At 63.1% G+C, this 23,003-nt stretch carries 36 protein-coding genes and 1 pseudogene; 4 read left to right on the top strand and 33 right to left on the bottom strand.

Translation table 11 applies throughout. The features are described from left to right. Positions 1 to 61: 61 nt before the first annotated feature. Together EXE44_RS05275 and EXE44_RS05270 are read left to right on the top strand one after the other, a co-directional pair. Positions 62 to 1,249: a glycosyl transferase family 2 gene (locus EXE44_RS05275; RefSeq protein WP_137716255.1), complete on the top strand. Its 1,188-nt coding sequence runs from the start codon at positions 62 to 64 to the stop codon at positions 1,247 to 1,249. A 2-nt stretch (positions 1,250 to 1,251) separates the two neighbouring features. After that, positions 1,252 to 1,809: a hypothetical protein gene (locus EXE44_RS05270; RefSeq protein ID WP_137716254.1), complete on the top strand. Its 558-nt coding sequence runs from the start codon at positions 1,252 to 1,254 to the stop codon at positions 1,807 to 1,809. 15 nt (positions 1,810 to 1,824) lie between these two features. Here EXE44_RS05270 and EXE44_RS05265 read toward each other — a convergent pair whose 3' ends face one another. The 3 genes from EXE44_RS05265 to EXE44_RS05255 are packed head-to-tail and all read right to left on the bottom strand — an operon-like array spanning position 1,825 to position 4,292. Further along, the gene (locus EXE44_RS05265; protein ID WP_137716253.1) at positions 1,825 to 2,277 is read right to left on the bottom strand and encodes a DUF5804 family protein; all 453 of its coding nucleotides are present in this window, start codon (positions 2,275 to 2,277) and stop codon (positions 1,825 to 1,827) included. A gap of 47 nt (positions 2,278 to 2,324) precedes the next feature. Beyond that, on the bottom strand, positions 2,325 to 3,041 hold the full coding sequence (locus EXE44_RS05260; RefSeq protein WP_137716252.1) for an SDR family NAD(P)-dependent oxidoreductase: 717 nt from the start codon (positions 3,039 to 3,041) through the stop codon (positions 2,325 to 2,327). Between the two features lie 48 nt (positions 3,042 to 3,089). Then, the gene (locus tag EXE44_RS05255) at positions 3,090 to 4,292 is read right to left on the bottom strand and encodes a methionine adenosyltransferase (protein WP_137716251.1); all 1,203 of its coding nucleotides are present in this window, start codon (positions 4,290 to 4,292) and stop codon (positions 3,090 to 3,092) included. Positions 4,293 to 4,473: 181 nt separating this feature from the next. On the opposite strand from EXE44_RS05255, the pseudogene EXE44_RS05250 reads away from it, so the two are divergent. Further along, positions 4,474 to 5,490 (top strand): annotated as a pseudogene (locus EXE44_RS05250) (hypothetical protein). Between the two features lie 25 nt (positions 5,491 to 5,515). On the opposite strand, the gene EXE44_RS05245 reads toward EXE44_RS05250, so the two are convergent. The 4 genes from EXE44_RS05245 to EXE44_RS05230 all read right to left on the bottom strand — a co-directional run bounded on the left by EXE44_RS05245 (position 5,516) and on the right by EXE44_RS05230 (position 8,996). Beyond that, entirely contained in the window at positions 5,516 to 6,637 is a 1,122-nt protein-coding gene (locus EXE44_RS05245; protein ID WP_137716250.1) for a pyridoxal phosphate-dependent aminotransferase, read from the bottom strand. Between the two features lie 77 nt (positions 6,638 to 6,714). Continuing rightward, a complete protein-coding gene (locus EXE44_RS05240; protein WP_137716249.1) occupies positions 6,715 to 7,767 on the bottom strand; it encodes a DUF5821 family protein in 1,053 nt (350 codons plus the stop codon). 81 nt (positions 7,768 to 7,848) lie between these two features. Next, the gene (locus EXE44_RS05235; protein WP_121564490.1) at positions 7,849 to 8,589 is read right to left on the bottom strand and encodes a tRNA (adenine-N1)-methyltransferase; all 741 of its coding nucleotides are present in this window, start codon (positions 8,587 to 8,589) and stop codon (positions 7,849 to 7,851) included. Further along, positions 8,586 to 8,996: a nascent polypeptide-associated complex protein gene (locus tag EXE44_RS05230; protein ID WP_137716248.1), complete on the bottom strand. Its 411-nt coding sequence runs from the start codon at positions 8,994 to 8,996 to the stop codon at positions 8,586 to 8,588. Before EXE44_RS05230 ends, EXE44_RS05235 begins: the two co-directional genes overlap by 4 nt. A gap of 30 nt (positions 8,997 to 9,026) precedes the next feature. On the opposite strand from EXE44_RS05230, the gene EXE44_RS05225 reads away from it, so the two are divergent. Then, complete coding sequence (locus tag EXE44_RS05225; RefSeq protein WP_137716247.1) at positions 9,027 to 10,382, top strand: tyrosine-type recombinase/integrase; 1,356 nt, start codon at positions 9,027 to 9,029, stop codon at positions 10,380 to 10,382. A gap of 166 nt (positions 10,383 to 10,548) precedes the next feature. On the opposite strand, the gene EXE44_RS21090 is transcribed toward EXE44_RS05225, so the two are convergent. The 26 genes from EXE44_RS21090 to EXE44_RS05115 all read right to left on the bottom strand — a co-directional run bounded on the left by EXE44_RS21090 (position 10,549) and on the right by EXE44_RS05115 (position 22,957). Then, the gene (locus tag EXE44_RS21090; protein ID WP_137706949.1) at positions 10,549 to 10,773 is read right to left on the bottom strand and encodes a hypothetical protein; all 225 of its coding nucleotides are present in this window, start codon (positions 10,771 to 10,773) and stop codon (positions 10,549 to 10,551) included. Next, a complete protein-coding gene (locus EXE44_RS05215) occupies positions 10,766 to 10,963 on the bottom strand; it encodes a hypothetical protein (RefSeq protein WP_137695089.1) in 198 nt (65 codons plus the stop codon). The genes EXE44_RS21090 and EXE44_RS05215 overlap by 8 nt, the downstream gene beginning before the upstream one ends. Continuing rightward, entirely contained in the window at positions 10,956 to 11,159 is a 204-nt protein-coding gene (locus EXE44_RS05210; RefSeq protein WP_137716246.1) for a hypothetical protein, read from the bottom strand. The genes EXE44_RS05215 and EXE44_RS05210 overlap by 8 nt, the downstream gene beginning before the upstream one ends. Before the next feature lie 149 nt (positions 11,160 to 11,308). Then, positions 11,309 to 11,476, bottom strand: a complete 168-nt coding sequence (locus tag EXE44_RS20190; protein ID WP_158293442.1) for a hypothetical protein — start codon at positions 11,474 to 11,476, stop codon at positions 11,309 to 11,311. Between the two features lie 5 nt (positions 11,477 to 11,481). Then, the gene (locus EXE44_RS05205; RefSeq protein ID WP_137716245.1) at positions 11,482 to 12,210 is read right to left on the bottom strand and encodes a hypothetical protein; all 729 of its coding nucleotides are present in this window, start codon (positions 12,208 to 12,210) and stop codon (positions 11,482 to 11,484) included. Between the two features lie 276 nt (positions 12,211 to 12,486). After that, positions 12,487 to 12,681 (bottom strand): HNH endonuclease, encoded by a 195-nt coding sequence (locus EXE44_RS05200; RefSeq protein WP_137695008.1) that lies wholly within the window; start codon positions 12,679 to 12,681, stop codon positions 12,487 to 12,489. 376 nt (positions 12,682 to 13,057) lie between these two features. Continuing rightward, entirely contained in the window at positions 13,058 to 13,558 is a 501-nt protein-coding gene (locus EXE44_RS05195; protein ID WP_137706905.1) for a hypothetical protein, read from the bottom strand. A 131-nt stretch (positions 13,559 to 13,689) separates the two neighbouring features. After that, a complete protein-coding gene (locus EXE44_RS05190) occupies positions 13,690 to 13,980 on the bottom strand; it encodes a hypothetical protein (RefSeq protein ID WP_137707015.1) in 291 nt (96 codons plus the stop codon). Between the two features lie 41 nt (positions 13,981 to 14,021). Then, positions 14,022 to 14,666 (bottom strand): hypothetical protein, encoded by a 645-nt coding sequence (locus tag EXE44_RS05185; protein ID WP_137716244.1) that lies wholly within the window; start codon positions 14,664 to 14,666, stop codon positions 14,022 to 14,024. Continuing rightward, entirely contained in the window at positions 14,656 to 14,988 is a 333-nt protein-coding gene (locus tag EXE44_RS05180) for a hypothetical protein (protein ID WP_137706912.1), read from the bottom strand. The genes EXE44_RS05185 and EXE44_RS05180 overlap by 11 nt, the downstream gene beginning before the upstream one ends. Before the next feature lie 173 nt (positions 14,989 to 15,161). Next, positions 15,162 to 15,413, bottom strand: a complete 252-nt coding sequence (locus tag EXE44_RS05175) for a hypothetical protein (protein ID WP_137706913.1) — start codon at positions 15,411 to 15,413, stop codon at positions 15,162 to 15,164. Next, on the bottom strand, positions 15,410 to 15,868 hold the full coding sequence (locus tag EXE44_RS05170) for a hypothetical protein (protein WP_137716243.1): 459 nt from the start codon (positions 15,866 to 15,868) through the stop codon (positions 15,410 to 15,412). The genes EXE44_RS05175 and EXE44_RS05170 overlap by 4 nt, the downstream gene beginning before the upstream one ends. 77 nt (positions 15,869 to 15,945) lie before the next feature. Further along, a complete protein-coding gene (locus tag EXE44_RS20185) occupies positions 15,946 to 16,092 on the bottom strand; it encodes a hypothetical protein (RefSeq protein ID WP_158293441.1) in 147 nt (48 codons plus the stop codon). Between the two features lie 584 nt (positions 16,093 to 16,676). Next, entirely contained in the window at positions 16,677 to 17,057 is a 381-nt protein-coding gene (locus EXE44_RS05165) for a hypothetical protein (RefSeq protein WP_137706907.1), read from the bottom strand. A gap of 105 nt (positions 17,058 to 17,162) precedes the next feature. After that, positions 17,163 to 17,330, bottom strand: coding sequence for a hypothetical protein (locus tag EXE44_RS20180; RefSeq protein WP_158293440.1), 168 nt, complete (start codon positions 17,328 to 17,330; stop codon positions 17,163 to 17,165). A gap of 265 nt (positions 17,331 to 17,595) precedes the next feature. Next, positions 17,596 to 18,132 (bottom strand): hypothetical protein, encoded by a 537-nt coding sequence (locus EXE44_RS05160; protein WP_137716242.1) that lies wholly within the window; start codon positions 18,130 to 18,132, stop codon positions 17,596 to 17,598. A gap of 112 nt (positions 18,133 to 18,244) precedes the next feature. Next, on the bottom strand, positions 18,245 to 18,598 hold the full coding sequence (locus EXE44_RS05155) for a hypothetical protein (protein WP_137706943.1): 354 nt from the start codon (positions 18,596 to 18,598) through the stop codon (positions 18,245 to 18,247). 233 nt (positions 18,599 to 18,831) lie between these two features. Then, positions 18,832 to 19,107, bottom strand: a complete 276-nt coding sequence (locus tag EXE44_RS21085; protein ID WP_137716241.1) for a hypothetical protein — start codon at positions 19,105 to 19,107, stop codon at positions 18,832 to 18,834. A 53-nt stretch (positions 19,108 to 19,160) separates the two neighbouring features. Further along, positions 19,161 to 19,370, bottom strand: coding sequence for a hypothetical protein (locus EXE44_RS05145; RefSeq protein ID WP_137716240.1), 210 nt, complete (start codon positions 19,368 to 19,370; stop codon positions 19,161 to 19,163). Next, positions 19,370 to 19,864: a hypothetical protein gene (locus tag EXE44_RS05140; RefSeq protein WP_137716239.1), complete on the bottom strand. Its 495-nt coding sequence runs from the start codon at positions 19,862 to 19,864 to the stop codon at positions 19,370 to 19,372. The genes EXE44_RS05145 and EXE44_RS05140 overlap by 1 nt, the downstream gene beginning before the upstream one ends. A gap of 55 nt (positions 19,865 to 19,919) precedes the next feature. Further along, complete coding sequence (locus tag EXE44_RS05135) at positions 19,920 to 20,474, bottom strand: hypothetical protein (RefSeq protein WP_137706929.1); 555 nt, start codon at positions 20,472 to 20,474, stop codon at positions 19,920 to 19,922. 54 nt (positions 20,475 to 20,528) lie between these two features. Further along, positions 20,529 to 20,888: a hypothetical protein gene (locus EXE44_RS05130; protein WP_137716238.1), complete on the bottom strand. Its 360-nt coding sequence runs from the start codon at positions 20,886 to 20,888 to the stop codon at positions 20,529 to 20,531. 52 nt (positions 20,889 to 20,940) lie between these two features. Continuing rightward, positions 20,941 to 21,417 (bottom strand): hypothetical protein, encoded by a 477-nt coding sequence (locus EXE44_RS05125; RefSeq protein WP_137716237.1) that lies wholly within the window; start codon positions 21,415 to 21,417, stop codon positions 20,941 to 20,943. A gap of 51 nt (positions 21,418 to 21,468) precedes the next feature. Further along, positions 21,469 to 21,696, bottom strand: a complete 228-nt coding sequence (locus EXE44_RS20175; protein ID WP_158293439.1) for a hypothetical protein — start codon at positions 21,694 to 21,696, stop codon at positions 21,469 to 21,471. Positions 21,697 to 21,747: 51 nt separating this feature from the next. After that, positions 21,748 to 22,098, bottom strand: a complete 351-nt coding sequence (locus tag EXE44_RS05120; protein WP_137716236.1) for a hypothetical protein — start codon at positions 22,096 to 22,098, stop codon at positions 21,748 to 21,750. 55 nt (positions 22,099 to 22,153) lie between these two features. After that, complete coding sequence (locus tag EXE44_RS05115) at positions 22,154 to 22,957, bottom strand: hypothetical protein (protein WP_137716235.1); 804 nt, start codon at positions 22,955 to 22,957, stop codon at positions 22,154 to 22,156. Between the last annotated feature and the right edge of the window lie 46 nt (positions 22,958 to 23,003).

The following is a 23,003-nucleotide window of genomic DNA, read 5'->3' as shown; positions in this document are numbered from 1 at the left end:
GCGGCCGAACGGGTCGGGGGTACCGCACCTGTTTTGGGCGTCGCTCCCGTGTGATCGGTAAATGGAGTACGTTCAGGAGCGCGTGACGACCCTCCACGCGTTGACCGACCACCGGCCCGACGCCCCAACGGACCGCGCGGCGGTCGTCGTGCCGATGACCGAGCGCGAGTACGGGACGCTCGCGGCCGAGCGCGTGCTCTCGACGCTGGAGACCGTCGACCCCGCCCGGGTCATCGTCCCGCTGCGGGCGTCGGCCGACCGCGCCGGGCCATTCGCCGACTGGCTCGACGGCTTCGACCTCGACGTCGAGACGCTGTGGTGCGACGGCCCGCGGCTCGCGTCGCTGCTGGAGGCGCGCGGGCTCGACGGCGAGCGCGGCAAGGGCCGCGACGTGTGGCTCGCCCTCGGCCGCGCGCTCGACGAGGAGTTCGTCGTCGTCCACGACGCCGACACCAAGACCTACTCGCCCGCGTTCGTCAACCGCCTGCTGTTCCCGCTGGGGCGCGGCTACGCCTTCTCGAAGGGGTACTACGCCCGCGTCGAGGACGGCTCGCTGTACGGGCGGCTGTTCAGGCTGTTCTTCCGGCCGCTGGTCCGCGCGCTCGGCGACGCCGCGCCCGGGCGAGAGCCGGCCGTCCTGGAGTACCTCTCGGCGTTCCGCTACGCGCTCGCCGGGGAGTTCGCGGCGACGAGCGACCTCGTCTCGCGGCTCCGCGTCCAGCGCGGCTGGGGGCTGGAGGTCGGGACCCTCGGGGAGGCGTTCGGCCACGCCGGCTTCGCGGACAGCGCGCAGGTCGACCTCGGCCGCTACGAACACGACCACCGCTCCGTCGAGGGGCCGACCGGGCTCGCGGATATGAGCCGCGCGGTCGGCGAGGCGACGCTGCGCGCGGTCGAGGACGCGGGCGTCGACGTCGACTACGAGGGCCTCGCCGACCGGTACCGCGACGCGGCGGCGACGCTGGTCGACGGCTACGCCGCCGACGCCGCGTTCAACGGCCTCTCGTACGACGCCGCCGACGAGCGCTCGCAGGTGGCGACCTACGCCGAGGCGCTCGGCGAGCCCGGCCCCGACACGCGGCTCCCCGCGTGGCAGGACGCGCCGGTCGACCCCGACGAGGTCCGAGAGGCCGCCGAGGCGGACTTGGACGCGGTCCGCGGCGACGGCGCGGGGAGCGGCGGGGCCGACGCCGTCGGCGGCTCGGCGACCGACGACGGACACGCGGAGCCCGCGCCAGGGGAAGACTGACGATGGCGGACGCGAGCGGGCCGAGCGTCGCCGCGCGCGACGACCTCGCGGGCGTCGTCGACCTGTTCGGCTGGCTCACCCGGGCGGAGCTGTCGCGGGCGCTCTCCGAGCTGGCGTTCAAACAGCGGGCCGAGGTCGACGAGGGCGCCATCGACGCCGCCATCGACCTCGCGGTGGCCGAGTACGCGCTCGTGCCGGCGCCGAGCGGCGCGCTCTCCGGGGGCGGCGCGGACGACGTCGCGAACGGCGACGGGGGAGCGGGCGAGGAGGGGAACGACGGGTCGACCGCCCTCGCGGTCGGTCCGGCCGCGTTCCCGACGCTCCCGGCGGGCGCCGAGGACCTCCCGCACATCCTCGACGTGCCGGACCGCGACGTCGACCGCGAGGCGCTCGCGGACGCCGTGCTCGAACGGCTGCGGGAGGAGGCGGTCGAGGCGATAAACGCGGGCGACGACGACCGCCTGGAGACGCTGGCGGACGTGACCTACGACGTGGAGGCGTGGGCGCCGGTCGACGTGGACCCGGTCCGGACGCGGATCCTCGCCGAGGTCGACGAGTGACGGAGAGGGACCGCCCTACCCCGAGAACTCGGACTCGCTCACGCGGACGACGACGGTCTCCTCGACGTCGCGGAGGTCGTACTCGGGCGTCTCACCCTGTCGCCGACGGACGAAGAGGGGCTCGACCGGACGGCCGTCGACCAGCCCGAACACCTTCAGGCGCTGGTCGGTCTCCTCGGGCGGCACCTCGCCGTCGCGGACCTCGCGGGCGAGGTCGCGGGAGAGCCACTCGTCGGTCGCGACGGACGGCTCCAGGACGAGCGCCTCCGCGACGAAGCGGACGAGGTACCAGTCGAGGTCGTTGAGGAGCGAGACGGCGGCGCCGAGGCTCACGGTGTCGACGGCGACGCTGTTCTCGAACGGCTCCTCGATGTCGTAGGTGGCGAGCGCGTCGCGAGCCGTCTCGCGGGAGAGCAGCTCGTAGGAGAGCTCCACGTCGGGGTCGCCGAGGAGACACACCCGCGTCATGCCCGGGGTTCGGACCGGGCGGCGCAAATCCGTTGCGGTCGGCGACGCTACCAGGGGATCCGCTCGCGGTCCTTCCAGAGATGGCCCGCGGGGCTCCCCGGCGCGAAGCGCGCGAGCCAGACCGGCGTCTCCGCGCCCTTCGACGGGGTTCTCGGGGCCTCGTCGCCGCCCATGTCCGTCCGGACCCACCCCGGCGAGACGGCGTTCGCGATGAGGCCCCGATCGCCGTACTCCCCGTCGAGGTACGCGGTCAGCCCGCCCACGCCGACCTTCGAGAGCCGGTAGGCCGGGTAGCCGCCGCCCATCTGCCCCTCGGTGAACTGCCCCAGCCCGGACGAGAGGCTCACGACGCGACCGCCGGTTTCCTCCAACAGCAGCGGCAGCGCGTGCTTGGTCAGGACCACCGGCCCGCGGAGGTTGACGGCCGTCGTGCGGTCGAAGTCCGAGGGGTCCATCTCGTGGAGCGGCCCGGACCGGGGGAACACGCCCGCGTTGTTCACGAGGACATCGAGCGAGCCTTCCTCGCGCTCGATCCGGTCGACCGCGGCGCTGACCTCGTCGTCGTCGGTCACGTCCAGGCGGATCGCGCGCTGGTCCGCCGCGGTCACGTCGTCGGGGTCGCGCGCACCGGCGTAGACGGTCGCGCCCAGGTCTGCGAGTTCCGCGGCGATCTCGGCGCCGATCCCGCGCGTCGCGCCCGTGACGAGGGCCACGTCGTCGGTCAGGTCGGCCTTGAGGTCGACGTCGGTCGGGGTGTCGGCCATGGCGTTCGCTACGGCGCCTCGCCTGTAGAAACCCCGGGCCGACCGCCCTCAGAACGTCGAGACGTCGCCCTCGATGACGCTGCGGGTCACGTCCGTCACGTCGGCCAGCTCGCGGTCGACGATGGCGAGCACGTCGTCCTCGATGTCGCCCAGCGCGACCCCGTCCTCGGTGACGATCTGCGCGTCGGCGACGTGCGGCTCGTCGATCGGCCGACCGATCTGCGAGAGGAGTCGGACCTGGAGGTCGCGGATCCCGTCGACCTCGCTCGTGACCGACTCGGCGATGCGGGTGGAGAGCAGGTTGTATATCTTCCCGATGTGGTTGACGGGGTTCTTCCCGGAGGTCGCCTCCATCGACATCGGGCGGTTCGGGGTGATGAGCCCGTTGGCGCGGTTCCCGCGGCCGACCGAGCCGTCGTCGCCCTGCTCGGCGGAGGTGCCGGTGACGGTGAGGTAGACGGAGCCCTCGTCGTAGTCGTCGGCGGTGTTGACGTCGACGTTGACCTCGCGGTCGGTGTACTCGCGCGCGAGCTCGTCGACGTACTCGCGGACGGACGCGACCGCGTCGTCGTACTCGTCGAGCCCGTCGACGTACGCGTCGACCATCGCGGCGGCGACGGTGATGTCGATCCGGTCGCCCTCGCGTTTGCCCATGATCTTCACGTCGGGGCCGAGCTCGGGGTGGTCGTCGTGGTAGGTCGTGTTGAGCGCGCGCTCGGCCTCGTGGACGATGGTCTCCGTCTCGGTGAGCGGCGCGTGGCCGACGCCGAAGGAGGTGTCGTTGGCCATCGGGACCTCCTGCGTCTCCTCGCCGAAGACATCTTGGAGGTCGCCCGACCCCTCGCCGAGCTTCACGTCGACGACCACGTCGGTGCCGTACTCCAGCTCCGGGATCGCCTCGGCGAGGTAGTCGCGGGCGGCCGCGAGCGCGGTCGAGTCGACGGGCAGCTGCTCGCCGTCGTACTCCTTCGTGGCGCGGCCGACGATGAGGATGTAGATCGGCTCGACGACCTCGCCGCCGCCGAACGCGGGGGCCGCGCGGCCGGCGACGAGCTGGGTCTCGTCGGTGTTGTAGTGGAGGACTTTGCCGACGCGGTCGAGGTAGAGTTGCGAGAGCGCCCGCGAGACCGACTCCGCGACGCCGTCGCAGATCGAGTCGGGGTGACCGATCCCCTTTCGCTCGACGATTTCGACCTCCTGGTCCTCGACCGCCTGCCGGTCGAGGCGGCTGACCTGTATGTTCCGGTCCATTACCGCCGGATACTCCGCGGGCGACGGTATAACTTGCGGAAACTCTCCGTAGAGTTCGGATAACCTGAGGTAATTAGTGAAGCGGCTCCGGGGCCGCGCCTGCGAGCGAGCGTCCTCGGTTACTCAAGCGGGCGTTTGTGCTTCGCCAACCGCTTTCCCGTCGCCCCGACGAGGACCGGGTATGGAACACCTCACGGCGACTCGTCGCCGCCTCCTCGCCGCCGGCCTCGCGGGCGGGGTCGGCGCCGTCGCGGGCTGTCTCGGGACCGATGACGGCGCCGACCGGAGCGGCGGCGACGGTCCGGAGCTCGGACTCTCGCTCTCGCAGATCGACGGACCGCTTCGCGACCGGTACGTCCGCGACCGCGACGCCCCGGCCGACGCGTGGGACGAGGCGGCGCTCGACGCCGCGCTCGCCGGCGAGCCGTACACGACCCGCCATCGCAGGCCGTTCTTCGCGACCCCGGACGATCCGGCGTACGTGCTCGACGATGGGACCTATCACCGGCTCGGATCGGTCGTGGTCGGCGAGGTCGCAGAGGCGTATCCGGTCCTCAGACTCTACGCCGTCGACGACGGAGGGACGGCGACGGACAGCGACGGCGGATCGGCGGTCGACGGGGGCGAGGGCGGGGACCTCCCCGACGCCGACCGGCGCGCGGTCCGGATCGCCTACTTCGCCGCGCGAGCCCGCGGGAACGCGGGCGGGTACCCGGTCGGGCTGGTCGAGCGCGGCGGTTACGTGTACCGGTCAGAGGCGGCCCGGTCCGAGAGCGCGCTGCTCGACGAGGACGGCCCCGAGCGCGTCGCCTACTGAGAGACCACGTACCGAGTGGATATCGAGCGGGAGCGGTTCCACGAGGCCGTCTACCGGCCAACCGCCGAGCCCGTCGCGGAGCGCCCCGACCGGATGGAATCGATCCTCCGGGCGCGGCTCGTCGGGCCCAGGATAGACCCGGACGCGCTCTCCTCGGAAGCGAGGCGGATCGTCGACCGCGCGGCGGTCGAGGAGTACGGCGAGACGCACCCGTACTCCGACGCCTACGCGGAGCTGGTCCGCGCGCTCGACGCGCGCCACTTCCTCGACGGGGACGTGCGGAACGACGGCGGCGTCGGCGAGGGGCGGGAAGAGCTGATCCGCTACGGCGACGAGTACTACGAGCGCTACCTGCGGATCACGGGCGGGAAAGCGGAGTGACCGGTCGGCGCAGTCCGCCGCCGGCTCAGCGGACCGCCGCGTACGCCTCGGCCATCACGTCGAGCGCCTCGCGCAGCTCCGCCTCGTCGGTCGCGTACGAGATCCGCGCGTGGCCGGCGCCGCCCTCGCCGAACGCCTCGCCGGGGACGACGACCACGCCGCGGTCGATACACTCGTCGACGAATCCCTCGGGGACGCGAGGCATCGCGTAGAACGCGCCCTGCGGCGTCGGGCAGTCGATGCCGATGTCCTCGAAGCCGTCGAGGAGGATATCGCGGCGGTGCTCGAAGGAGGCGGTCATCTCGTCGACCACGCCGCGGTCGCCGCGCAGCGCGGCCTCGGCGGCGTACTGGGCCGGCGCCGAGGCGCACGCCTGCGCGTACTGATGGACGCGGAGCATGCGCTCGACGCGCTCGTCGGACCCGTACACCCAGCCGAGCCGCCAGCCGGTCATCGAGAACAGCTTCGAGGCGGAGTTGACGACCACGACGTTGTCAGTCTCCGCGAACTCCATCGGCGAGTGGTGCTCGCCGTCGAAGACGGTGTACTCGTACACCTCGTCGGAGATACAGAGCACGTCGTGCTCGTCCGCGATGCGCGCGAACTCGCGCACGTCTTCCTCGGAGGAGACGGCCCCGGTGGGGTTGCCGGGGGAGTTGACGACGAACGCCGCCGTGTCGTCGGTGATCGCGTCCTCGATCGCGGCGGGGTCGATGGTGAGGTCGTCGCGGAGCGGAACGGGAACCGGCTCGCCGCCCGTCAGCTTCGTCAAGGCGTCGTAGGAGACGAACCCGGGATCCGGGGTCAGCACCTCGTCGCCGGCGTCGACGTGGGCTTCGAGGGCGATATGAAGCGCCTCGCTGCCGCCCGCGGTCGCGATGACGTTACCCGGGTCGAGGTCGATCCCCTGGTCGGCGCGGTGCTTCTCGGCGATGGCCTCCCGCAGCGACCGCGTGCCCTTGTTCTCGGTGTAGGCGTCCGCCTTCCCGGACTCGATGGCGTCGACCGCGGCCCGCCGGGCGTGGTCCGGCGTCGGGAAGTCGGGCTGGCCCAGGCCGAGGTTGATCGCGTCGTCGCCGGCCGCCTCGAACACCTCGCGGATCCCGCTTATCGAGATCCGCTCGACCCTGTCGGAGAACGTCGTCATGTCAGTGTGGGCGCGCCGCCGAGAGTTAGTTCTTGCCACGTCGCCCGAACGCCAGGCCCCGACCCAACGCCGTCGAGTCACCAGCGCCGACGCTTCCAGACGGGGCGGCGCTCGCCCCGGCGGGCGTCGTCGCGGACCCGCCCGTCCGCGTCGGTCGGCAGCGCGAACCGGCCCTCCAGAACGTCCGGCACCTCCTCCGGCCGCGCTCGCAACAGCGCGTCGTGGACCGCGCGGAGCCGGAGCATCGGCCGTCCCGGCCCCATCGGCACCTTGACCGACTCGATCAGTCCCCGGTCGACGAGCGCCTGCCGGTCGCCGGTGAACTCCTGTGCCGGGGCGATCCCGACGCCGTCGGTCCCGACCCACGTCCGCAGGTCGCGGAAGAGGTGGTCGTGACGCGCCGCGAGCGCGACGAGGAGCGTCCGGTCAGTGATGTCCGTCGTCCGCCCGAACTCGCCGGGGTCGAGCGCCGCGAGCAGCGCCTCCAAGTCGTCGGCGAAGCGGTCGTCGAGGGCCTCTCGCGCGGCGGCGAGCAGCCGCGTCCGCGAGGGCATCCCGACCGTCTCGGGGGTCGCCGCGTCGAAGCGCGACGCGGCCGTCGCGCGGGCGCCGTCGACCGCCGCGGCGTCGCCGTCGACCGCGTCGGACCCGGCGTCGGCCGTCGTCGCGAGCGTCCGGTCCCCGCGAGGGCCGACGACGGCGTCGGCGCGATCCGGACTCGCGAACAGCGTCCCGCCCGTCCCGTGGCCGAGCGGGTCGCCGGTCCGGACCCGTATCTCGTCGGTCTCGACCGCCTCGGCGACGGCGCTTCCGAGGACGAGCGCGCGCGAGAGCGCGTCGACGACGCCGGGCCGGCACGCGACCCGCCACGGCGGGCCCGAGGAGCGCTCGCGAGCGGCCAGCACGGACGGGAGCAGCCGGATCGGCACGCCGACGGCGACGACCGCGGACCGACCGGCCAGCGCGGTCTCGACCGCCTCAGCGAGCGGGTCGTCGGGACGCGGCAGCACGTCCGACACCTCGGCTCCGTCGCCGGCGTCGTCGCCCGCCGGTTCGGACCCGACGCTCGCGGTCTCGGCGTCGTTCGCGGGGTCGGGCTCGGTCCCGGTCTCGGCGTCGTCGCCGGTCACACACGTCGTCACTGCCGCGATCCGAAAGAGCGTTGCGCCGGTGAGCGCGGGCGTCGGGGGGAAGGGGTCGCCGCGCCGGCGTCAGGGCGCCCGACCGAACACGAGGTAGCCCGTGTGCCCCACGCCCGCGGTGGAGGGGCGGGAGCCGCGGTCGGAGAAATCCATCTCGCGCTGGATCGTCTCCAGCGTCTCGACCTCGTCGAAGCCGGCCTCGCGCGCCGCGAGGGCCGCCTCGCGGGTCCCCTCGACGAACGGCGAGTAGACGGCGAGGCGGCCGCCGGGCGCGAGCAGGTCGTCCGCGCGCTCGACGACCGCCGGGGCGTCGCCCGTGTCGAGCGTGAGGGCGTCGAACGGCTCGCCGTCGGCGAGCGCGTCCAGCTCGTCCGTGAGGTCGCCGGTGCGGACCTCGACGCGGTCGGCGACGCCCGCCGTCCGCATGTTGTCGCGGGCGACCTCGGCGAACTCGGCGTCGACCTCGTAGGTGGTCACGTCCGCGCCGGCCCGGCCGAGGTACGCGGCGAGGATGCCGGTCCCGGTGCCGGCGTCGAGGACGCGGTCGCCGCCGGACGCGCCGGTGTGGCCCATCACGAGGCCCACGTCGCGCGGCATCATCGGCGCGCCGGTGCGTTCGAGGTGGTTGAACAGGTCGGGGCCGCGGAGCGCGCGGACCTCGAAGACGGTGCCGAGGTGGGTCTCGACCTCGTCGCCGGCCGCGACGTCCTCGGGAACCTCGATCACGCCGAGGTCGGTGCCGAACTCCTCGCCGGGCTCCAGCAGGTACTCGCGGTCCTCGTGGACGAGCAGGTACGCGGCGTCCGTCACTGCAGGTCGGAGATCGCTCGCGCGGGCTCGCCGTTGGCCGCCTCCAGCGCCTCGCGGGCGGCCTCCTTCGAGACGCCCGCCTGCTGGGCGACCAGCTTCACGTCCTCCTCGGGGATGCCGTCGTCGCCGTCGTCCGCGTCGTCGAGCGCCGGGTCGTCGCCGCCCTCGACGGCCGTCGCGCCGCCCGCGCCCGCGTCGGCGACCGACTCCGGCGAGCCGACGATCTGGTAGGTCTCCTGCCCCTGGGCGTCCATCTTGGTCACCTGGGCGCCGTCGAAGACGAGGTCGTCGCCGTCGGCCGTCTCGATGACGACCCGCTCGGCGTCGAGCTCCTCGACGTCGATCCCCATCTGTTTCATCATCTGTTTCATTTTACGTGGATCTATTGAATTACCTCCACCAAACATAAGTTGTGTTGCCTCCAACCGCGATACACGATGAGCGGCAATAAAACCACAGAGTATCTCCAACGCAGACGCGAGGAAATCGGGTCTGCGGACTATGACCCCGAGGTTCAGGAGGCAATCTTGGCCTTCCTCGACGCCTACAACCCCGACTCCCTCCGATTGGAGCCGCCGATACAGCAGGGCAAGGACCGTCGCGAACAGACACTCTCCGTCTCCAGCCGACTCTCGTACGCCTCAACACTTCATCGGACGGCAAAACACGTCGATCTCACCACCTGTACGGCAGCGGAGCTGAATCGGTTTGCGGATGCGCGTCTCCGTGGCGATCACGAGACGGTGGATTCGGACGGCCTCTCGCAAAACACCATCCACCAGAATCAGGTAGCATGGAGAGCATTTTACCGCTTCCACAAGAATCATCCCGAAGGTCACGAGGTGAACGTCGATCCCGACGACATCGTCCTCGTGGATCGGGACGACACGAAGGTGGACGAGCGGGATATGTTCGACACCGAGGAGATCGAGGCGATGCGGCGGGCGTGCGCGAACAAACGCGATCGGGCGCTGTTGGAGATGCTGATCTACACAGGACAACGACACAACGCCTTGCGGATGTTGACCCTCCGAGACGTGCGACCGAACGAAGGTGAAAGCGGGAAGTTGTATATTCCCGAAGGCGAGGGGATGAAAGGCGCCGAGGGGAAGCGGCCCCTGCTCGGCGCACAGAAGGCGGCGAGAGAGTGGAAACGCTCGCATCCGACAGGCGACCCCGACGATGCGTTCTTCACTCACATCTACGACTGGTCGGGGCACGACGACATCGAGCCAGGGGATCATCTCTCCAAACAGGCGTTCGGACGGATCACCAAGCGAATTGCGGACCGCGCAGGGGTGGAAAAGCCCTCCAACCCCCACCAGTTTCGTCACTACTTCGTGACGATGGCAATCTCAAAACACGGGATGAGCATGGACACGGTCCGTCATCTTATCGGCCATCAGGCTGGCTCTCGGGAGCTGGAACGCACCTACCAGCACCTCGTGGACGAAGACTACATCGAGAACGCGGAACTGGACGTGGGGATCCGTGATGAACGCGAGGAGTCGCTGACGCCTGCGACGTGTCCGCAATGTGATGAACCGTTAGAACCGCACTACGATGTCTGCCCATCGTGTCGGATGGTCTTTAGCCCGAAGGCAGACACCGCTCGTGACGAGGCGGAGTCTCAAATTGCCGAGGGAGCACTTCACGCCACAGATGAACGCGCGCAGAAAGAGGTACAAGAACTGATGGACGTGTTAGACGATCCCGAAGTTATCGGTCAACTGGCGAGGGCGTTAGAGGAACTTGGAGGCGATTCGTTCGAAGACGCGTTATCATCAAGGTAGATCAACATCCTCGCAAGGGGTGCTGCGGGATTGTCTCGTTCGATGATTCCTTCTGCTGCCCGACGCTGCTCGTCCGTCAGTTCGTATCTCGGTTTGCGTGACGACTGCGAAGCAGTCGTCTCCGACGACTGTCTCTCCGAGACTGTCGATGGTGTTGGGTTGTTAGTCATTCCGTTAGATCCTCCATTTCAAATCCTTCGGGTCTGTCCTCAGATCCACCGCCATCTTCCTTAGTCGGGTGAACCATTGAACGTGGGACGCTCGCTCGCTGTTCACCGACACGAAGACCGTGAACGAACGCCGCAGCCATCTGTGCCTCACGTCCTGTGAGATTCTTCAGTCGGTACGTCCCCTCTACTTCCATCGTTTCTGTCGGAGTATCGTTACTCATCGTATTCCCCACGGAACTTGTTTTTCAGATGGTTCGCGAAGCCCTCTCGCTGACGGAGCGAACTGGGCTGACGCTGTTCGTCACGGACCCGCTGACGGTAGCCCGCAAGATACATCTTAAACGCCTCTTGTTCGCGTTCGATCCGTTCGAGGACTGCGTCGATGTCTTCCTCGTTGAAGTCGTCAGGCAACGTGATCCACCCCCGCTACCTCGGTGTCGTTCGGTGCGACACCGTTCAGCTCCCGCATCGGGATCAGGCGGTGTTCGTTTGAGGGGTGGGGATCGAACCCGTAGTCAGCACCCACCGCAGCAACCACGCGCTGTTGGAGGACGTGGACCTCGCCGTTCTCTACGACTGTGTCTACGGAGATCCATGCGTCACTCATCTTTCTCACCTGTTTTGGTGTAGTAGACGTACACGGGGCTGGTCCCTTGCTCGGAGATGTACTCAATCTCCGCGTTGTCGGGGAGTGACACAGGGAAGCCGCCACGATCTCGGTGCTTACGGCTCTTTGTAACCTTCTTCCGATGTAGTTTAGTCATCCGCTGGAACACCCCCATCGGCTTCGTTGAGCATCTTTGCGGTTTCTGTGTCATCATAGACAGTGACAACGTACTCTGCGTGTGGGAACTGTAACAGCACCGTCTCGCCTTGGTTCTCTTGAAGCCAGTTCTCGTTGGGTTCTCGCGTGTAGTCACTCATGGATGTTAGTCAGCACTTGCGGGTGGCTTTCTCCAGACACCCTGTTTCGCTGTCGGTTCGTCGTCTGCTCGCTTTCGTTCAGCGGGCCACTCGTACTTCGGCGGGACGCCGTGATGGGGTTCCCATCGCAGATGGCTCTCCCACCGTCGAATCGGGATTCCACGGTCACGGAGCCGATCACGGAGCGTCCCTTGCGCCACGCCAAGTTCCGCAGCGACGTGCGGGAGCGCGAGGCCGTATCCCCAGTACAGTTCGTAGAGTCGGTGTTTGTCGAACTGCTGGTCGGGGTCGTCCACGAGGTATTTCGACCCGTCGGGATCATCGGGGAGATCCGCTGTCGGGTCTGCCGTCGAGGCAGGCGCGGACCGCTCCGTCGGCCACTCGTACTGTTTCGGGATCTCCGTCGGCTCACGCACCGTGTAGGCGCTGTACCGTGTTGGCATGGACGACGCCGCTATCGTCTCTTTCACGAAGCGTTTGCCAAGTCCTTCGCGTGCCGCGATTTGGGTGTGCGTCAGCCGTTTGCCCCAGTACAGGCGGTAGTAGTACCGCTTGTCCCGCATCGCGAACATGAACGCATCACGGTTCCCGTTCGCGGCAACAGGAATCCCATAGTCGCTGAACCACTTGCTGACGGTTCTGTCGTTCACGTCATAGCGGTCAGCGATGTCGTTGTGGGTTTCTCCGTAACCCCAGTACAGCTCGTAAAGCCGATGCTTCGACGGTTTACTCATTTTTCTCTATCTCTCTGTTTTCCAACTCACGGTCCAACATTTTCTCGTCTAACTCGGCCTGTTGTTCTAACTTCTTCATCTTCCGCTCGTGGCGGCGCCTGTGGATGTCTTCTATTAATAGTCCTACTGTTACGACAGTCACGGTAGCGACGACGGTGAGTGACCAACTAATCATCTAATACCCCCACTGAGGCTGTCCGTCGGCAAGCGTCAACGGCTCGTACTCGTCGGCAAACTCATCGTACGGCACCGACCGACGCTTTTGTCTTTTCAGTTTCATTGGTGAGGAAGTATTCTGCCGTCATCGTCTCTATCCCACGTAGAGAGGTGATCTCTCATGTGTTCCTCGGTGGTGAGTAACTCAATATTTTGAGTTCGATTGTCCCACGGTATCCGATTCTTGTGATGTACGTCCTTCTCGCGTAACTCATCTAAACCATGTTCCGCTACTGCGAGTAACCGATGAACCATCACATCGAACGAAGATCCTTGATGAGTCACTGACCACTTCTCATACCCGTGCTGAGTACGGAAATGTGGCGGTCTGTCTGCTGAAGCTGTGCGTACGGGAAGATCGTGCCTCCGCAACCAGTCCAACACAGAGTGTTCGCTTCCACACAAGCGATTACCAACTTCTTCGGCACTTAGACCCTTATCAACGTACAATTCTTTGAGCTTCTCTTTATCAGAGTATGGTTTAGGATTGATCCCGTGTTTTTCACACCAGCGATGTATCGTTCCCCTGCTCACACCACACTCATCAGCGACGCTAGGTACGTGATATTCGTGTTTCTCAAGCAACGATTCCAACTTCTGTTGATCTTTGTATGGTTTCTCACTTGTCATTTCAGTATCCCCATTTTGGTTGTCCATCTGCGAGGTACAACGGCTCGTACTCGTCGGCAAACTCATCGTACGGGACGTGCCTTCTCCGAGACCACTCACCGACGACGGTGAGATCCACGGTGCCATCATCGAGGCCGACGACGGTCCAGATTACGTCATCTACGTCGTCTTCTGCGGCCCCGAAGGAGCCGAAGGTGTCCTCGTCGTCCGCCTCTCGAACGTCTTGATGAAGGTGGACTCTCGTTCCATCCTCACATCGCAGCGTCGTCTTGCGCGTGACACGGTCGTCCGCGTCGTCCAAGTACTCACGATGCGGGACTTCGATCCCGATTCTCGCGAGCTGGTGGTTCGGGACAGGGATCCGCGAGAGCATGGCCTTCCGCGCTGCCGACGCCCCGTAGTCAGCCTTCCCCTTCAGTTTGGGGTCAAGGCTGTCGATCAGTTCCTCGTACCGCTGTTCGCGGGTCTGTCGTGGTTGTGTCGGTTGCTCTGTGGTACTCATAGCCTGCCACGAGGCAAGTTGAACTACCTCGCGACATCCCTCTGTTCGGGTTACACCTACAAAAACGTAAGGGTAAACAGACTGCTGGTACGATCCAACCACCAGCAAAAAATAATTGTTAGCGAGCGATGCTATGAGAAGTCTACCCACGACGGCGGATCCGTTCCGCGGTCTGTCGTTCTCTTTGAGGGCGACAGATTAGCCGAGGTTTCCTCGGCGTTGTCCGTGTTCTTCTCGTCGTGGAAGTCAGACACGCCTTGTTCTATTGCTGTTCGTTTTTCCTCCTCGTCGGTGAGTCCGTGGTCGTGGATCGCGTCACAGACCATCGAGCGTCCGACCTCGGCGTATTGGTTGGCGATCTCACGGATTGTGAGGCCGCGCTGACAGTACAACTCGTGGAGTCGGTCGCGGTCATCAACCACTCGCTCGGAGGGCTGATACCGCGATGGAACTGATTGGGTACTCATTGTTCGTAGTACGCAGCACGTTGGTTCGCAACAGCCTCGTTGAGATCGTAGAGTACCGCAGCGATAGTACTCTCGGGGTTGAACTGGTACGTCGTGTAGGTCTGTGACCCACGCGACGTTTCATGGGTTGTGACAATCCCGTAGTCAACGAGGGTGTCAATGTGGTTTCGCACCGTCGTGTGACCGACAGGTGCGACATCACTCATCTTGGAGATGGAATACTGCTCGTCGGGGTCCGCGGCGGCGAGGAACCACCCGATGAGACGTGCGCGTCCGTTCAACTCCATCAGATCAGGGAGCCGAACTTCGGTGACATCGTCGCTCACGTCGGGATCATCGGCGGGGACGTACTCTCCGTGGAACGATCGAAGAATCTGGACGGTTGGCGTCTCGGGGAGACGGTAGCGAGGCATCCGTGCGGATTCATCATCGGTGGAGGGTTCCAACAGCCCGAACGCGACCGCCTGGTCACGGACGTTCTGGAACGCCGTCGAGGAGACGCCAATCGCCTCCCGCAGCTCCTTCGCACGGAGCCACTCGGAGGGGATTTCTGTGCTGTCCAGTATCAGCCGCGTCAGCCCGTTGAAGGCTTTCCCGCGGAACAACGTGACAACGGGTAGTTCGTCAGGGTCAAACCCCATCTAACCACCCCTCACCACGCGGCACAGGCGTGAATCCAATACTATGTAAGGAGAGTTGAATATCGCGAGGAATCGCTTCGTACGCAGCCATATCGTCGTCGCCCGTCGAACTAACACCCATCAATCGTTCTCGTTCACCCAACCCTGCGATTGAGATAGGCGTAAACGACAACTCTCGCATCTCGAATACATCCCGATACGAGGGGTCGTCTTCATCGTCCTCGGCTTTGTACCCACGGACGATGAACGTTTCAGGGTCATCAACGGGGTACTCACAGACGATTGTCTCATACTCCCGCGAAGCGTTACTCCACTCTATCACGCGGAGATAATCTCCGCTTTCAGTCGTAACCGATCGGGTGCGTACTGACATCGTGTATGTACTGTGTTTGTGTGTCCGATATTTATAGACAAGGGCTTGGACGGCCAGTACGCGGTTAGTTGACACGGGATTGATGTGAAACAATCACCGTGGAAAATGAATTATCCGAGTGTTCACGAGTGCTTTCGAACGTACACGCGACACCCGTAGTGGCCTGTCTGTGAAATCGCTTGGACGGAACACCCGAGGTTCTCTATCGTATGGATCTCGTAGTCCATCCGCAGCAGCGATTTCTCGGTGATGATCTGGTGGGTCGTCTCGTTTCGTCGTGTCTCCTTAACACGGACCACCCACCCCACGTCAGCGAACCGTTCGGCCAGTTGCTCGGTTGAGGCCGTCGCCCCATCGGTCGTCTCGGTACTCATAGGCGGTCCTCGTACGGTTCGGGATCGGGGGCAGGCGTTGCCGCCCTCGGCATTTCCGCCTGTACGTCGATCGCGGTGAGTGGGGCCAGTTCATCAGGCCGTGGGAACCACCACGCCAGCACGTACACGTCTGCGTCGTGGTTCTTGTACTCCGCGGGGTGGTGTCGCGTCGCGCGACTCGTCTGCTCGGAGACAGTCCCCGTCATCTCGGCTTCGACAGCGAGGCCGTCGAGGACTTCATCATCGGCTAACTCGTCGCTGAACGAGGGGCCGTGACGGGACTCCGTGGTGATCTCGTCTACCTCGGTGATGTTTTTGTGGGCGTCGTACAGCGAGAAACCCTTGATCTCGTCGGGAACAGTACCAAAACAGTAGTCGTCGCGGGACTCGTACGCTTGGTACATCGCGTGTTTCGCGAGCTGTTCGGCGTTCAGACTAACGGTTTCGTCTGTCATGATCTACTGGACGTTCCGACTCCGAACGGTCACAAGCGCCTGTGAGAGCGATTGTGACAGAAAAAGAACGTCAGCGGCTACGCTGACGCTAGCAGCAGGACACCGATTGAGAGCGTCAATACGCCGAGCAGGACGTATCGCTTGTGGCCGTACAACGCTCCGTATGTCAACGCTGTGAGTCCGACGCCGAACAGTACACCGACAGCCGTTGCTGCGGTGTTCATTGTACCGTTGTTTCAGCGGGCTTGTAACTTATATTTCCGCAACTCGGACAGCCGTTGCCCATCGTCTCATCGGTCCAGAACCGAGTTATCTCACAGTCTCCGTCTCGACAGACTAACCGTAACGGATGGTTCCCCTTACAGTCGGCCTCACGTTTCACACCCATTAGGCACTCACCTGCTGTTTGTTCCGCGTCCACGTATCGTTCCCACACGTCGGACAGTCGTTCGCCCGAACGAGGTTGATGTGTACTCGGTATCCGCAATTAGTACAGAGTTGATGCCACTTGTCAATAATGTCTCCTCTACTTGGCATTATGAGTCCTCATTAACGTCGGCTGCTGTCTCGGTTGCCTCGGGGCCACGATACAGTCGTAGTGTGTGGATTTCAGTTTCCACCTCACCGCTGTACCCTGATGCTATTACTTCAACGTCTTCTTGTGCGCCACCTTGGGTCGTGTGTGCGATTTGTTCGACTCGCTGGCCGTCACAGTACACTTCTCCGATGTAGATGTGTTTTCGGCTCATAGGATGTGCTCTGCTGGTCGTCTGACCGACCAGCGAGCAAAAGAACGGAGGGAGACACGTTACGGGGTCTTGAGCGTGATTGTAACACTCCCCGAGGAGTGCGACAGGAAGTTCTGAACCACGTACACGTCGGTGTTGATTGCCCGTAGCACGTCATTGTACGACACAGCCACAGTCCCGCGAAGGCTTATCTCAAGCAGGTTGCCGAATCGGGCGACTTCAGGCTTCCGAATCACGGTGCTGTCGTGGTCACGGGCTTCGTCCATGATCGCCCGTGCCGTCGTACGGTCAGTCCCGTACAACGGGTCGGTGTGGCTGGTGTCTTTCACCGAAATTGCTCGGGCGGTCCCCTGCGGCTCGACAGACGGCTCGGTGTCAACGGACGGTTCCTCGGTCGTGACCGACGGGTCAACGTCGGCGGAGTCGGTTGCCTTCGACATAATAGCCTGCTACGCTAACGCGGTAGCACGCGGTCGCGTCCGCTTCACGAACGCGACAAGCTCTCGGGCGTCTGACCGCCGTTGAGCAAAAGAGAAAGAAATAGATTAGGACTCAATAGAAAGCGCAAGCGTCTGTGGTGGATCATCAAACTGTTCCTGTGGAACGTACACAGAAGTGAAATCAGCAACAACGCCGTTGTTTTCTTCTGCTTCGTACTTGGCGTAGTTTTTTGTCTCCTCCTCAAATTCTAAGACGGTGGTTGCTTCGTCCATAGGTAACTGACGCTCGGGCGTGTGACTGCCGTTGCGTCGAAAAGCAGCGGACGATTATGCCGCGTTCGTCGGGTGCGTCGGGTTACAGATACACACAGCCCAGTATTTCCCGCACGTCGGACAACGACCATTCAGCGGATCGTCCGTGTCTATCATAGACCGTCAACGCTCCCCGTCTCGCGCCACTCCTGTTGTTCTTCCTCGGTCAAGTTCTCGAACTGTGACTCCCAATGGATCGCCTGTTGTTCACGCTGTTGTTTGTTCATCAGTATGGGTACCGTTCGTGGTAATCCGCAAAAAGCGGTTCGACCACTTCGGTGTGGTACAGCCATTGCTCGAACGCACGGACAGGGAGAAGGATGTCCTGTCGCTTCCCCTTCTTGCCGCCGATGAACGCCTTGTGACCCGTCTGATAGTTCGCTTGAACCACCGTCTTTCGGGGGTTCTCCTCGACTATCTCAATGACGTTCATCTCACCGACAGGCTCGCCGTACATCCGATTCCCGAACGCGGTTAGTGGTCGGCCATAGTCCTCTTTCCACACGATCTCTGCGTCTCGCACGGCTTCTGTGAAGGCGTCGAGGTCTTTGGTGCGGATCTTCGTGCGAGGACCACTCGCACCCTTCACGGTGAACATTTTCTTCCAGTTGGTGTCGTTCATCTGGTCGAAACGGTCACGGAGCCGATCAATGGCGTCGGCGTCAAACAGGTTCTCACCCTCGTACTGATACCAGCGGTCGTGTCCGCGGTTCGTAATCTTTCGCTCGATGCGTCTCGGGAGCAGTAGTTCAGTCTGACTCATAGTCTGCCACGCTTACGCCGTGGCACGCGGTCGCGTCCGTTTCACGAACACGACAGTAACGCCAGGAACCCGAGTGAACGGGAACCTCGCAAACCGAAAAATGGTAGATAGATCAGTCGTCTGTGAACCCGACGTACACGCCGTTCGGAGACGAATTACCCTTGCCACGGATCATCACGATCTCAATATCGTCGTGTTCCGCGATGTTTTGTGGGATTCCTTTGTCCATTGAGGTCCGTCCGTGCGAAGTGACACGCACCCACGGCCCACCGAGTCCGCGATCGTAGTGGTGAACGTCACACGAAAATCCGACGACCTCCTCAACAGTCTCTTTCAGTTTCTCTTTTCGTGCGTCTCTGAACAGCGACGCTATCTCGTCGTTGGCTTCGGAGAGACGTGCTTGATTCTCTTTGGTTGCTGGTAGCGATACAGACTCACCGTGGTACTCAATCGTAACTTGACTCATAGGTACGTGCGGGCGGGCCGTTGAAGGCCGTTCCGCGAAAAAGTGCGAAGGGGGTCACTCCTCGCGGGGTTTCACTTCTACTGTCTCGTGACGACAGCCGACTCGCGAACACCGTCGTTTGAGTTGTGTCGCGTCGTACGTCTGTACGTCGAGTCCGTCAACCGAAAGGCCGATACACCGCAGCCGTACCTCGGTCATGTCGTGACCGAACAGCCAGCACAACGGGAAGAACATTAGAACGTGTACTCCTCGCTGTTACAGAGCGACCCCGAACTGTGGTCCGCAACCATCACCGTAAACTGCGTTTTCTCACCCTCCGCGACGAGATGGTCACTTTCCTCTGCGATTATCTTGGAGGGGTCAGATCCGTGCGTCTCACGAAAGTATTGACGCGCTGCGGCCTTCGCACGTCGCTTCGTCGTTGCGTTGATGTTCAACGTCGCGGTACCGTTGAACTTCCGTTCGTGAACCGATACCGTCTCGTCGTCTGTTTGATCTTGTGTACTCATATTGTTGCTACGCGGGCTATGACGCCGTTGTAGCGAAAGAAGGAGTGTGGGTGTTACTTCTCAACAATCACGTTGATTGTGTCGTTCCTGTCGCGGATCGTGACGGGTTGGTCGAATCCCTGAATCAGCCCGTTTATCTCACTCATTGCGTCGTCTGCGCGTTGCTCTTGTTCGTCTGAAAGGTCTGCGTCTTCCAGTACCTCGCTGATGAGGCTCAACTGTCCGACCAGCTCCTCGGCGTCGATGGCTCTAAGATCAGTCATTAGTCCATCGGCTTGTGCGTGTCGTACCCGTCTTCTCCGATCCACTTCGCCAGCCAGCACGGTAACGGCTCGACACGGAGGTTGTAGTGGTACGCTGGCATTACGTCGGCTTCAACATCTTCGCTGCGGGGGTACACGTCCGTCACCAGCGCTTCGCCGCGCTTCCGTATCGCGTCGTCAATTGGGCGGAGGAGTACCCCGTCGGGCTGTTGGTGGTACAGTTTCTTGGAAATGTGAACCGTAATCCCGTAGTCGTCACGGGTCACGGCTCGCCCGAGGCCGTTGCCCTCGTCTTGGGTGGGTAACGTTGGTTCCCACGGATCGACGGGTAGCTCTTGTGGCGCGAACGGTTCGTACAGTTCCGCGATCATCTCCTCGCGGGTGTTCTCGGGAACCGATCCCGTCTCAATCGCCATCTCGTAGGCGTATTGGTGGAGTTGTGACGGCTGTTCGTCTCGATACCTGTCGTTCATCGCTTTGGTTTGTGCGTTCATAGGCAGGCGAGAACCGCGTCTGACGGCGGTTCTCTCAAAAAGTGGGTGTGTGGTGTCACTCCGAAACGAGCGTGTAATCGTACTTGTCGTAGAACACGTCGTCGCGGAGTTTGTCGTCAACGTCCTTCCGCGGAGCGACGACCCCCGTGGTGGAATACACCGACATCCCCATCCCAGGTGACTTGTGAAGGTACGTCACTATCGTCGTCTTGTCCGTGACGTGGTACAGTCCGACCCAACATTGGGTTCGGGTATCGAACTTACTGGTTCGCTCTCGATCTTCGCGGTAGTAGCGGTGTTCGGACTCAACGGACTGAAGCCCGCGGAGCAGCCCGACGACACGGTGTACGTCGTCGTGTGTGAGATCGCTGTCGTCCCACTTCTCGGGGTTCTCGGTAAGCTGATCGATGAGATCACCGAACCCCCCTATCTCGGCGTCGTTGTGGGGGTACGGCTTGCCACAGATCACGTCCCAGACACCTGTGATCTGAATCGGGATCCCATCGGGACCGCGGGATCCGCCGTCGTCGTACCACTCCAGCGCGGAGCGGAGGTCGCGGACGCCTGTGATCGGTTCAACGTCTGTTAGCGGAGTTACGTTCGTACTCATAGTGGTGTGAGAACACCGTCTGACAGGTGTTCTCGCAAAAGAAAGGAGTGGGTGTTACGCGGCGATGGAAACCATTTCCTCCGCAACCAGCTCGGCTGTCTGTGAAACGTCGGTGCCTATCTCACGGTGCTGTGTTCCGTCACTCCGAGAGACAATAATCTCGTAAGCGTCTTGTGTCCACTCGTGATCGCTGCCTGGCTCTGTTTCACCTTCCTCGCGGAAACAGACCGAGATAAAGTCTGACGGGGATCCATCAACGTCACGGACAAACGCTGCTGTCTCCCCGACACGCGCTCCTGGACGCGTGGTTTCCCACTCACCGTGGTCAGGGTGAGACTGAAACAGCGCACCACTCATCCCGATTGCTTCACGGATTGATTCAACCAGTTCGTTCGGTGGGGTTTCGTCGGTCATAAGAGTGCCTGATAGCCGTCTGACGGGCGTACAGGCAAAGAGGTAGTGTGGCTCACTCGTCGGGGATGAACGGTGCGACGAGAACGTGTCCGTGTGGAACGTCGAACACGACAGGGTAGTGTGCGTAGTTCGGATGAACGTGTGCTCTGTCGTGTACCTCGTCGTGGTTCTCACCGAGCAGCTCCGCGAGCATATCCACGTACCACGTTTGGATCGTGTGTTCACTCTCGTCGGTACGGAACACCGTGAGGTCGCGCTTCTCGTCGCGGCAGTCCGACGTGTCGGGGTCGGCCCGAGCGTGGTCCGTATCCGTGACGGGTTCACACTCCGCGACTGGGATCCCGATGGGGAGTCTCACATCCTCGGGTGCGTACATGACACAGTTATCTTCTCCGACCGCGAGACGATCCGACGCCTGCTCGGCGTACTCTCCGAACGCCTCGTCGGGTTCTGTGTATCCGAACACGTCGTGAAAAGCCGAGCGGACGGCTGCGATACTGTCGAGTTTGGTGTCGGTTTGGGTACTCATAGTGTTCGGGGTCGGGTGTGATCCGTCACCCTGAAAAACCGAGGCGTGGGGTTACTCGTGCGGAGGAACGCGAGCAGCCGAGTAGTTCTCGGGACTGATCCACAGTCGCTCGCCGCCTTCCTCCCACTCCAGAAACAGCACTCCGCTATCTAAGACTTTGAATCGAGAGGGGAGGTACGTCGCCTCGGTTCCGCGATCGTTGATTGTTTCATCGTCGTCAATACCATCGAACGGCTCGGGGAGGTCGTATCCTGTTACGGTAACTTGTGGGTACGTCATAGTGGTAGTGGTCGGGGTGTGAATCCGTCCCACTAAAGAAAATCCGTGAGATTAGTCGTCGGTGAACTGTTCGGCGTTCTCATACAGCCACTCCGCGGAGTTAGCGGCGCGTTCAATCGCTTTTTCGGGGTGTCTACTGTCGTGATCCGACACCTCTTTGAGAATCGTTCCATCGGGTCGAGTAAGCACCGCCCGCGGAACGTGGTTCGTTCGTTGCTCTCCGTGCTGTTCGTAATCGTATGAGTGAACGACACCCGACACGTCGTATCCGTTCTCACTATCGAACACGTAGGCGGATCCTTCAACGTGACCGTCGTCGTTGATCCAAATGTCGTCGGTGAGAACGTCACTTTCAACGAGCGCGTCGTCGGTGCTGTCGTTGCTGTTGGCTTGTGTGCTCATAGTAACGCCAGGAACCCGAGTGAACGGGATCCTCGCAAAAGGTGGGCGGGCGGTGTCACTCGTCCAGTTCGACGGGGACGAACTGAACGAGCATATCCGCGCCGTATTTGCTGTCTTTCCACGTCGGCCCATTACGGAACGAGCGGTGTCCGTCGGGTTTCACGACACCGAACGGGTCGTCTGAACCCATCTTTTTCCGAAGGAACGACGCCACTTCGGACGCTTGAAGCCATCGTTCCTCGGCGTCTCGGCGCGGATCGAGTTTGAACCGCGAGGTGATCGTCTCACGGTACACGCCTGATAGTTCAAGCGTTACCGTCTCGTCGCTCGGAGTCACGACCTCAACCGTTGCCGCGTCGGACGGGTCGAGAACACGATCCCGAACGAACCACGTTTCACAGTCGTCGTCCGTACACTTCCGTAGCTCGCGGGTTCGAAGCCCGTCTCGCTCGCCGTACTCGAACGTTGCCGACGTGTTGCCACAACACGGACACTCGTCCGTGTCCGTCGTCGGCAGCACGTCGAACGCGGCTTCGGCGTCGTCCTCGTGGATTGTTACGTCGTCGTACCCCGCGAGCAGATCCGACGGCTGTGGATCGTCGGAGATATCATCTAAGAAGATCACCCCGTCGGCGTCGCTATCTGCGATTTTCCCGAAGCCGAGACCGTGGGTGTCACCGTCGGGACCGACGAGCGTCGGATAGTCGGTACCGAACAACGCCCGAATCCCTGTATGGAGAATTACCACACGGTATTCGGTGTCGTTGATAACGATCCGATCCCCGCGGGACACCTCTTGAAGCGCGGTGTACGTCTCGGGGGGTTCGGTGCTGTCGCTGGTTTGAGTTTGTGTGTTCATAGGGACGCCAGGAACCCGAGTGAACGGGATCCTCGCAAAGAATTGA

This window comes from Halorubrum sp. SS7, assembly GCF_005435055.1.
GTDB classification, from domain to species: Archaea; Halobacteriota; Halobacteria; order Halobacteriales; family Haloferacaceae; genus Halorubrum; species Halorubrum salinarum.
This window is presented reverse-complemented; position numbering and strand designations above follow the sequence as displayed.

Excerpts from the sequence above, each read along its gene's own strand:
- EXE44_RS05160 (WP_137716242.1), bottom strand. The coding sequence starts at position 18,132 with ATGAGTCAGACTGAACTACTGCTCCCGAGACGCATCGAGCGAAAGATT.
- EXE44_RS05205 (WP_137716245.1), bottom strand. The coding sequence starts at position 12,210 with ATGAGTAAACCGTCGAAGCATCGGCTTTACGAGCTGTACTGGGGTTAC.
- EXE44_RS05260 (WP_137716252.1), bottom strand. The coding sequence starts at position 3,041 with ATGGCCGACACCCCGACCGACGTCGACCTCAAGGCCGACCTGACCGAC.
- EXE44_RS05170 (WP_137716243.1), bottom strand. The coding sequence starts at position 15,868 with ATGACAGACGAAACCGTTAGTCTGAACGCCGAACAGCTCGCGAAACAC.
- EXE44_RS05195 (WP_137706905.1), bottom strand. The coding sequence starts at position 13,558 with ATGAGTACCACAGAGCAACCGACACAACCACGACAGACCCGCGAACAG.
- EXE44_RS05125 (WP_137716237.1), bottom strand. The coding sequence starts at position 21,417 with ATGAGTACCCAAACCGACACCAAACTCGACAGTATCGCAGCCGTCCGC.
- EXE44_RS20185 (WP_158293441.1), bottom strand. The coding sequence starts at position 16,092 with ATGAACACCGCAGCAACGGCTGTCGGTGTACTGTTCGGCGTCGGACTC.
- EXE44_RS05120 (WP_137716236.1), bottom strand. The coding sequence starts at position 22,098 with ATGAGCACACAAGCCAACAGCAACGACAGCACCGACGACGCGCTCGTT.
- EXE44_RS05275 (WP_137716255.1), top strand. The coding sequence starts at position 62 with ATGGAGTACGTTCAGGAGCGCGTGACGACCCTCCACGCGTTGACCGAC.
- EXE44_RS20190 (WP_158293442.1), bottom strand. The coding sequence starts at position 11,476 with ATGAGTGACTACACGCGAGAACCCAACGAGAACTGGCTTCAAGAGAAC.
- EXE44_RS21090 (WP_137706949.1), bottom strand. The coding sequence starts at position 10,773 with ATGAGTAACGATACTCCGACAGAAACGATGGAAGTAGAGGGGACGTAC.
- EXE44_RS05270 (WP_137716254.1), top strand. The coding sequence starts at position 1,252 with ATGGCGGACGCGAGCGGGCCGAGCGTCGCCGCGCGCGACGACCTCGCG.
- EXE44_RS05140 (WP_137716239.1), bottom strand. The coding sequence starts at position 19,864 with ATGAACGCACAAACCAAAGCGATGAACGACAGGTATCGAGACGAACAG.
- EXE44_RS05255 (WP_137716251.1), bottom strand. The coding sequence starts at position 4,292 with ATGGACCGGAACATACAGGTCAGCCGCCTCGACCGGCAGGCGGTCGAG.
- EXE44_RS05230 (WP_137716248.1), bottom strand. The coding sequence starts at position 8,996 with ATGTTTGGTGGAGGTAATTCAATAGATCCACGTAAAATGAAACAGATG.
- EXE44_RS21085 (WP_137716241.1), bottom strand. The coding sequence starts at position 19,107 with ATGAGTACACAAGATCAAACAGACGACGAGACGGTATCGGTTCACGAA.
- EXE44_RS20180 (WP_158293440.1), bottom strand. The coding sequence starts at position 17,330 with ATGGACGAAGCAACCACCGTCTTAGAATTTGAGGAGGAGACAAAAAAC.
- EXE44_RS05245 (WP_137716250.1), bottom strand. The coding sequence starts at position 6,637 with ATGACGACGTTCTCCGACAGGGTCGAGCGGATCTCGATAAGCGGGATC.
- EXE44_RS05225 (WP_137716247.1), top strand. The coding sequence starts at position 9,027 with ATGAGCGGCAATAAAACCACAGAGTATCTCCAACGCAGACGCGAGGAA.
- EXE44_RS20175 (WP_158293439.1), bottom strand. The coding sequence starts at position 21,696 with ATGACGTACCCACAAGTTACCGTAACAGGATACGACCTCCCCGAGCCG.
- EXE44_RS05185 (WP_137716244.1), bottom strand. The coding sequence starts at position 14,666 with ATGGGGTTTGACCCTGACGAACTACCCGTTGTCACGTTGTTCCGCGGG.
- EXE44_RS05265 (WP_137716253.1), bottom strand. The coding sequence starts at position 2,277 with ATGACGCGGGTGTGTCTCCTCGGCGACCCCGACGTGGAGCTCTCCTAC.
- EXE44_RS05155 (WP_137706943.1), bottom strand. The coding sequence starts at position 18,598 with ATGAGTCAAGTTACGATTGAGTACCACGGTGAGTCTGTATCGCTACCA.
- EXE44_RS05175 (WP_137706913.1), bottom strand. The coding sequence starts at position 15,413 with ATGAGTACCGAGACGACCGATGGGGCGACGGCCTCAACCGAGCAACTG.
- EXE44_RS05135 (WP_137706929.1), bottom strand. The coding sequence starts at position 20,474 with ATGAGTACGAACGTAACTCCGCTAACAGACGTTGAACCGATCACAGGC.
- EXE44_RS05145 (WP_137716240.1), bottom strand. The coding sequence starts at position 19,370 with ATGACTGATCTTAGAGCCATCGACGCCGAGGAGCTGGTCGGACAGTTG.
- EXE44_RS05165 (WP_137706907.1), bottom strand. The coding sequence starts at position 17,057 with ATGTCGAAGGCAACCGACTCCGCCGACGTTGACCCGTCGGTCACGACC.
- EXE44_RS05210 (WP_137716246.1), bottom strand. The coding sequence starts at position 11,159 with ATGAGTGACGCATGGATCTCCGTAGACACAGTCGTAGAGAACGGCGAG.
- EXE44_RS05130 (WP_137716238.1), bottom strand. The coding sequence starts at position 20,888 with ATGACCGACGAAACCCCACCGAACGAACTGGTTGAATCAATCCGTGAA.
- EXE44_RS05200 (WP_137695008.1), bottom strand. The coding sequence starts at position 12,681 with ATGGTTCATCGGTTACTCGCAGTAGCGGAACATGGTTTAGATGAGTTA.
- EXE44_RS05115 (WP_137716235.1), bottom strand. The coding sequence starts at position 22,957 with ATGAACACACAAACTCAAACCAGCGACAGCACCGAACCCCCCGAGACG.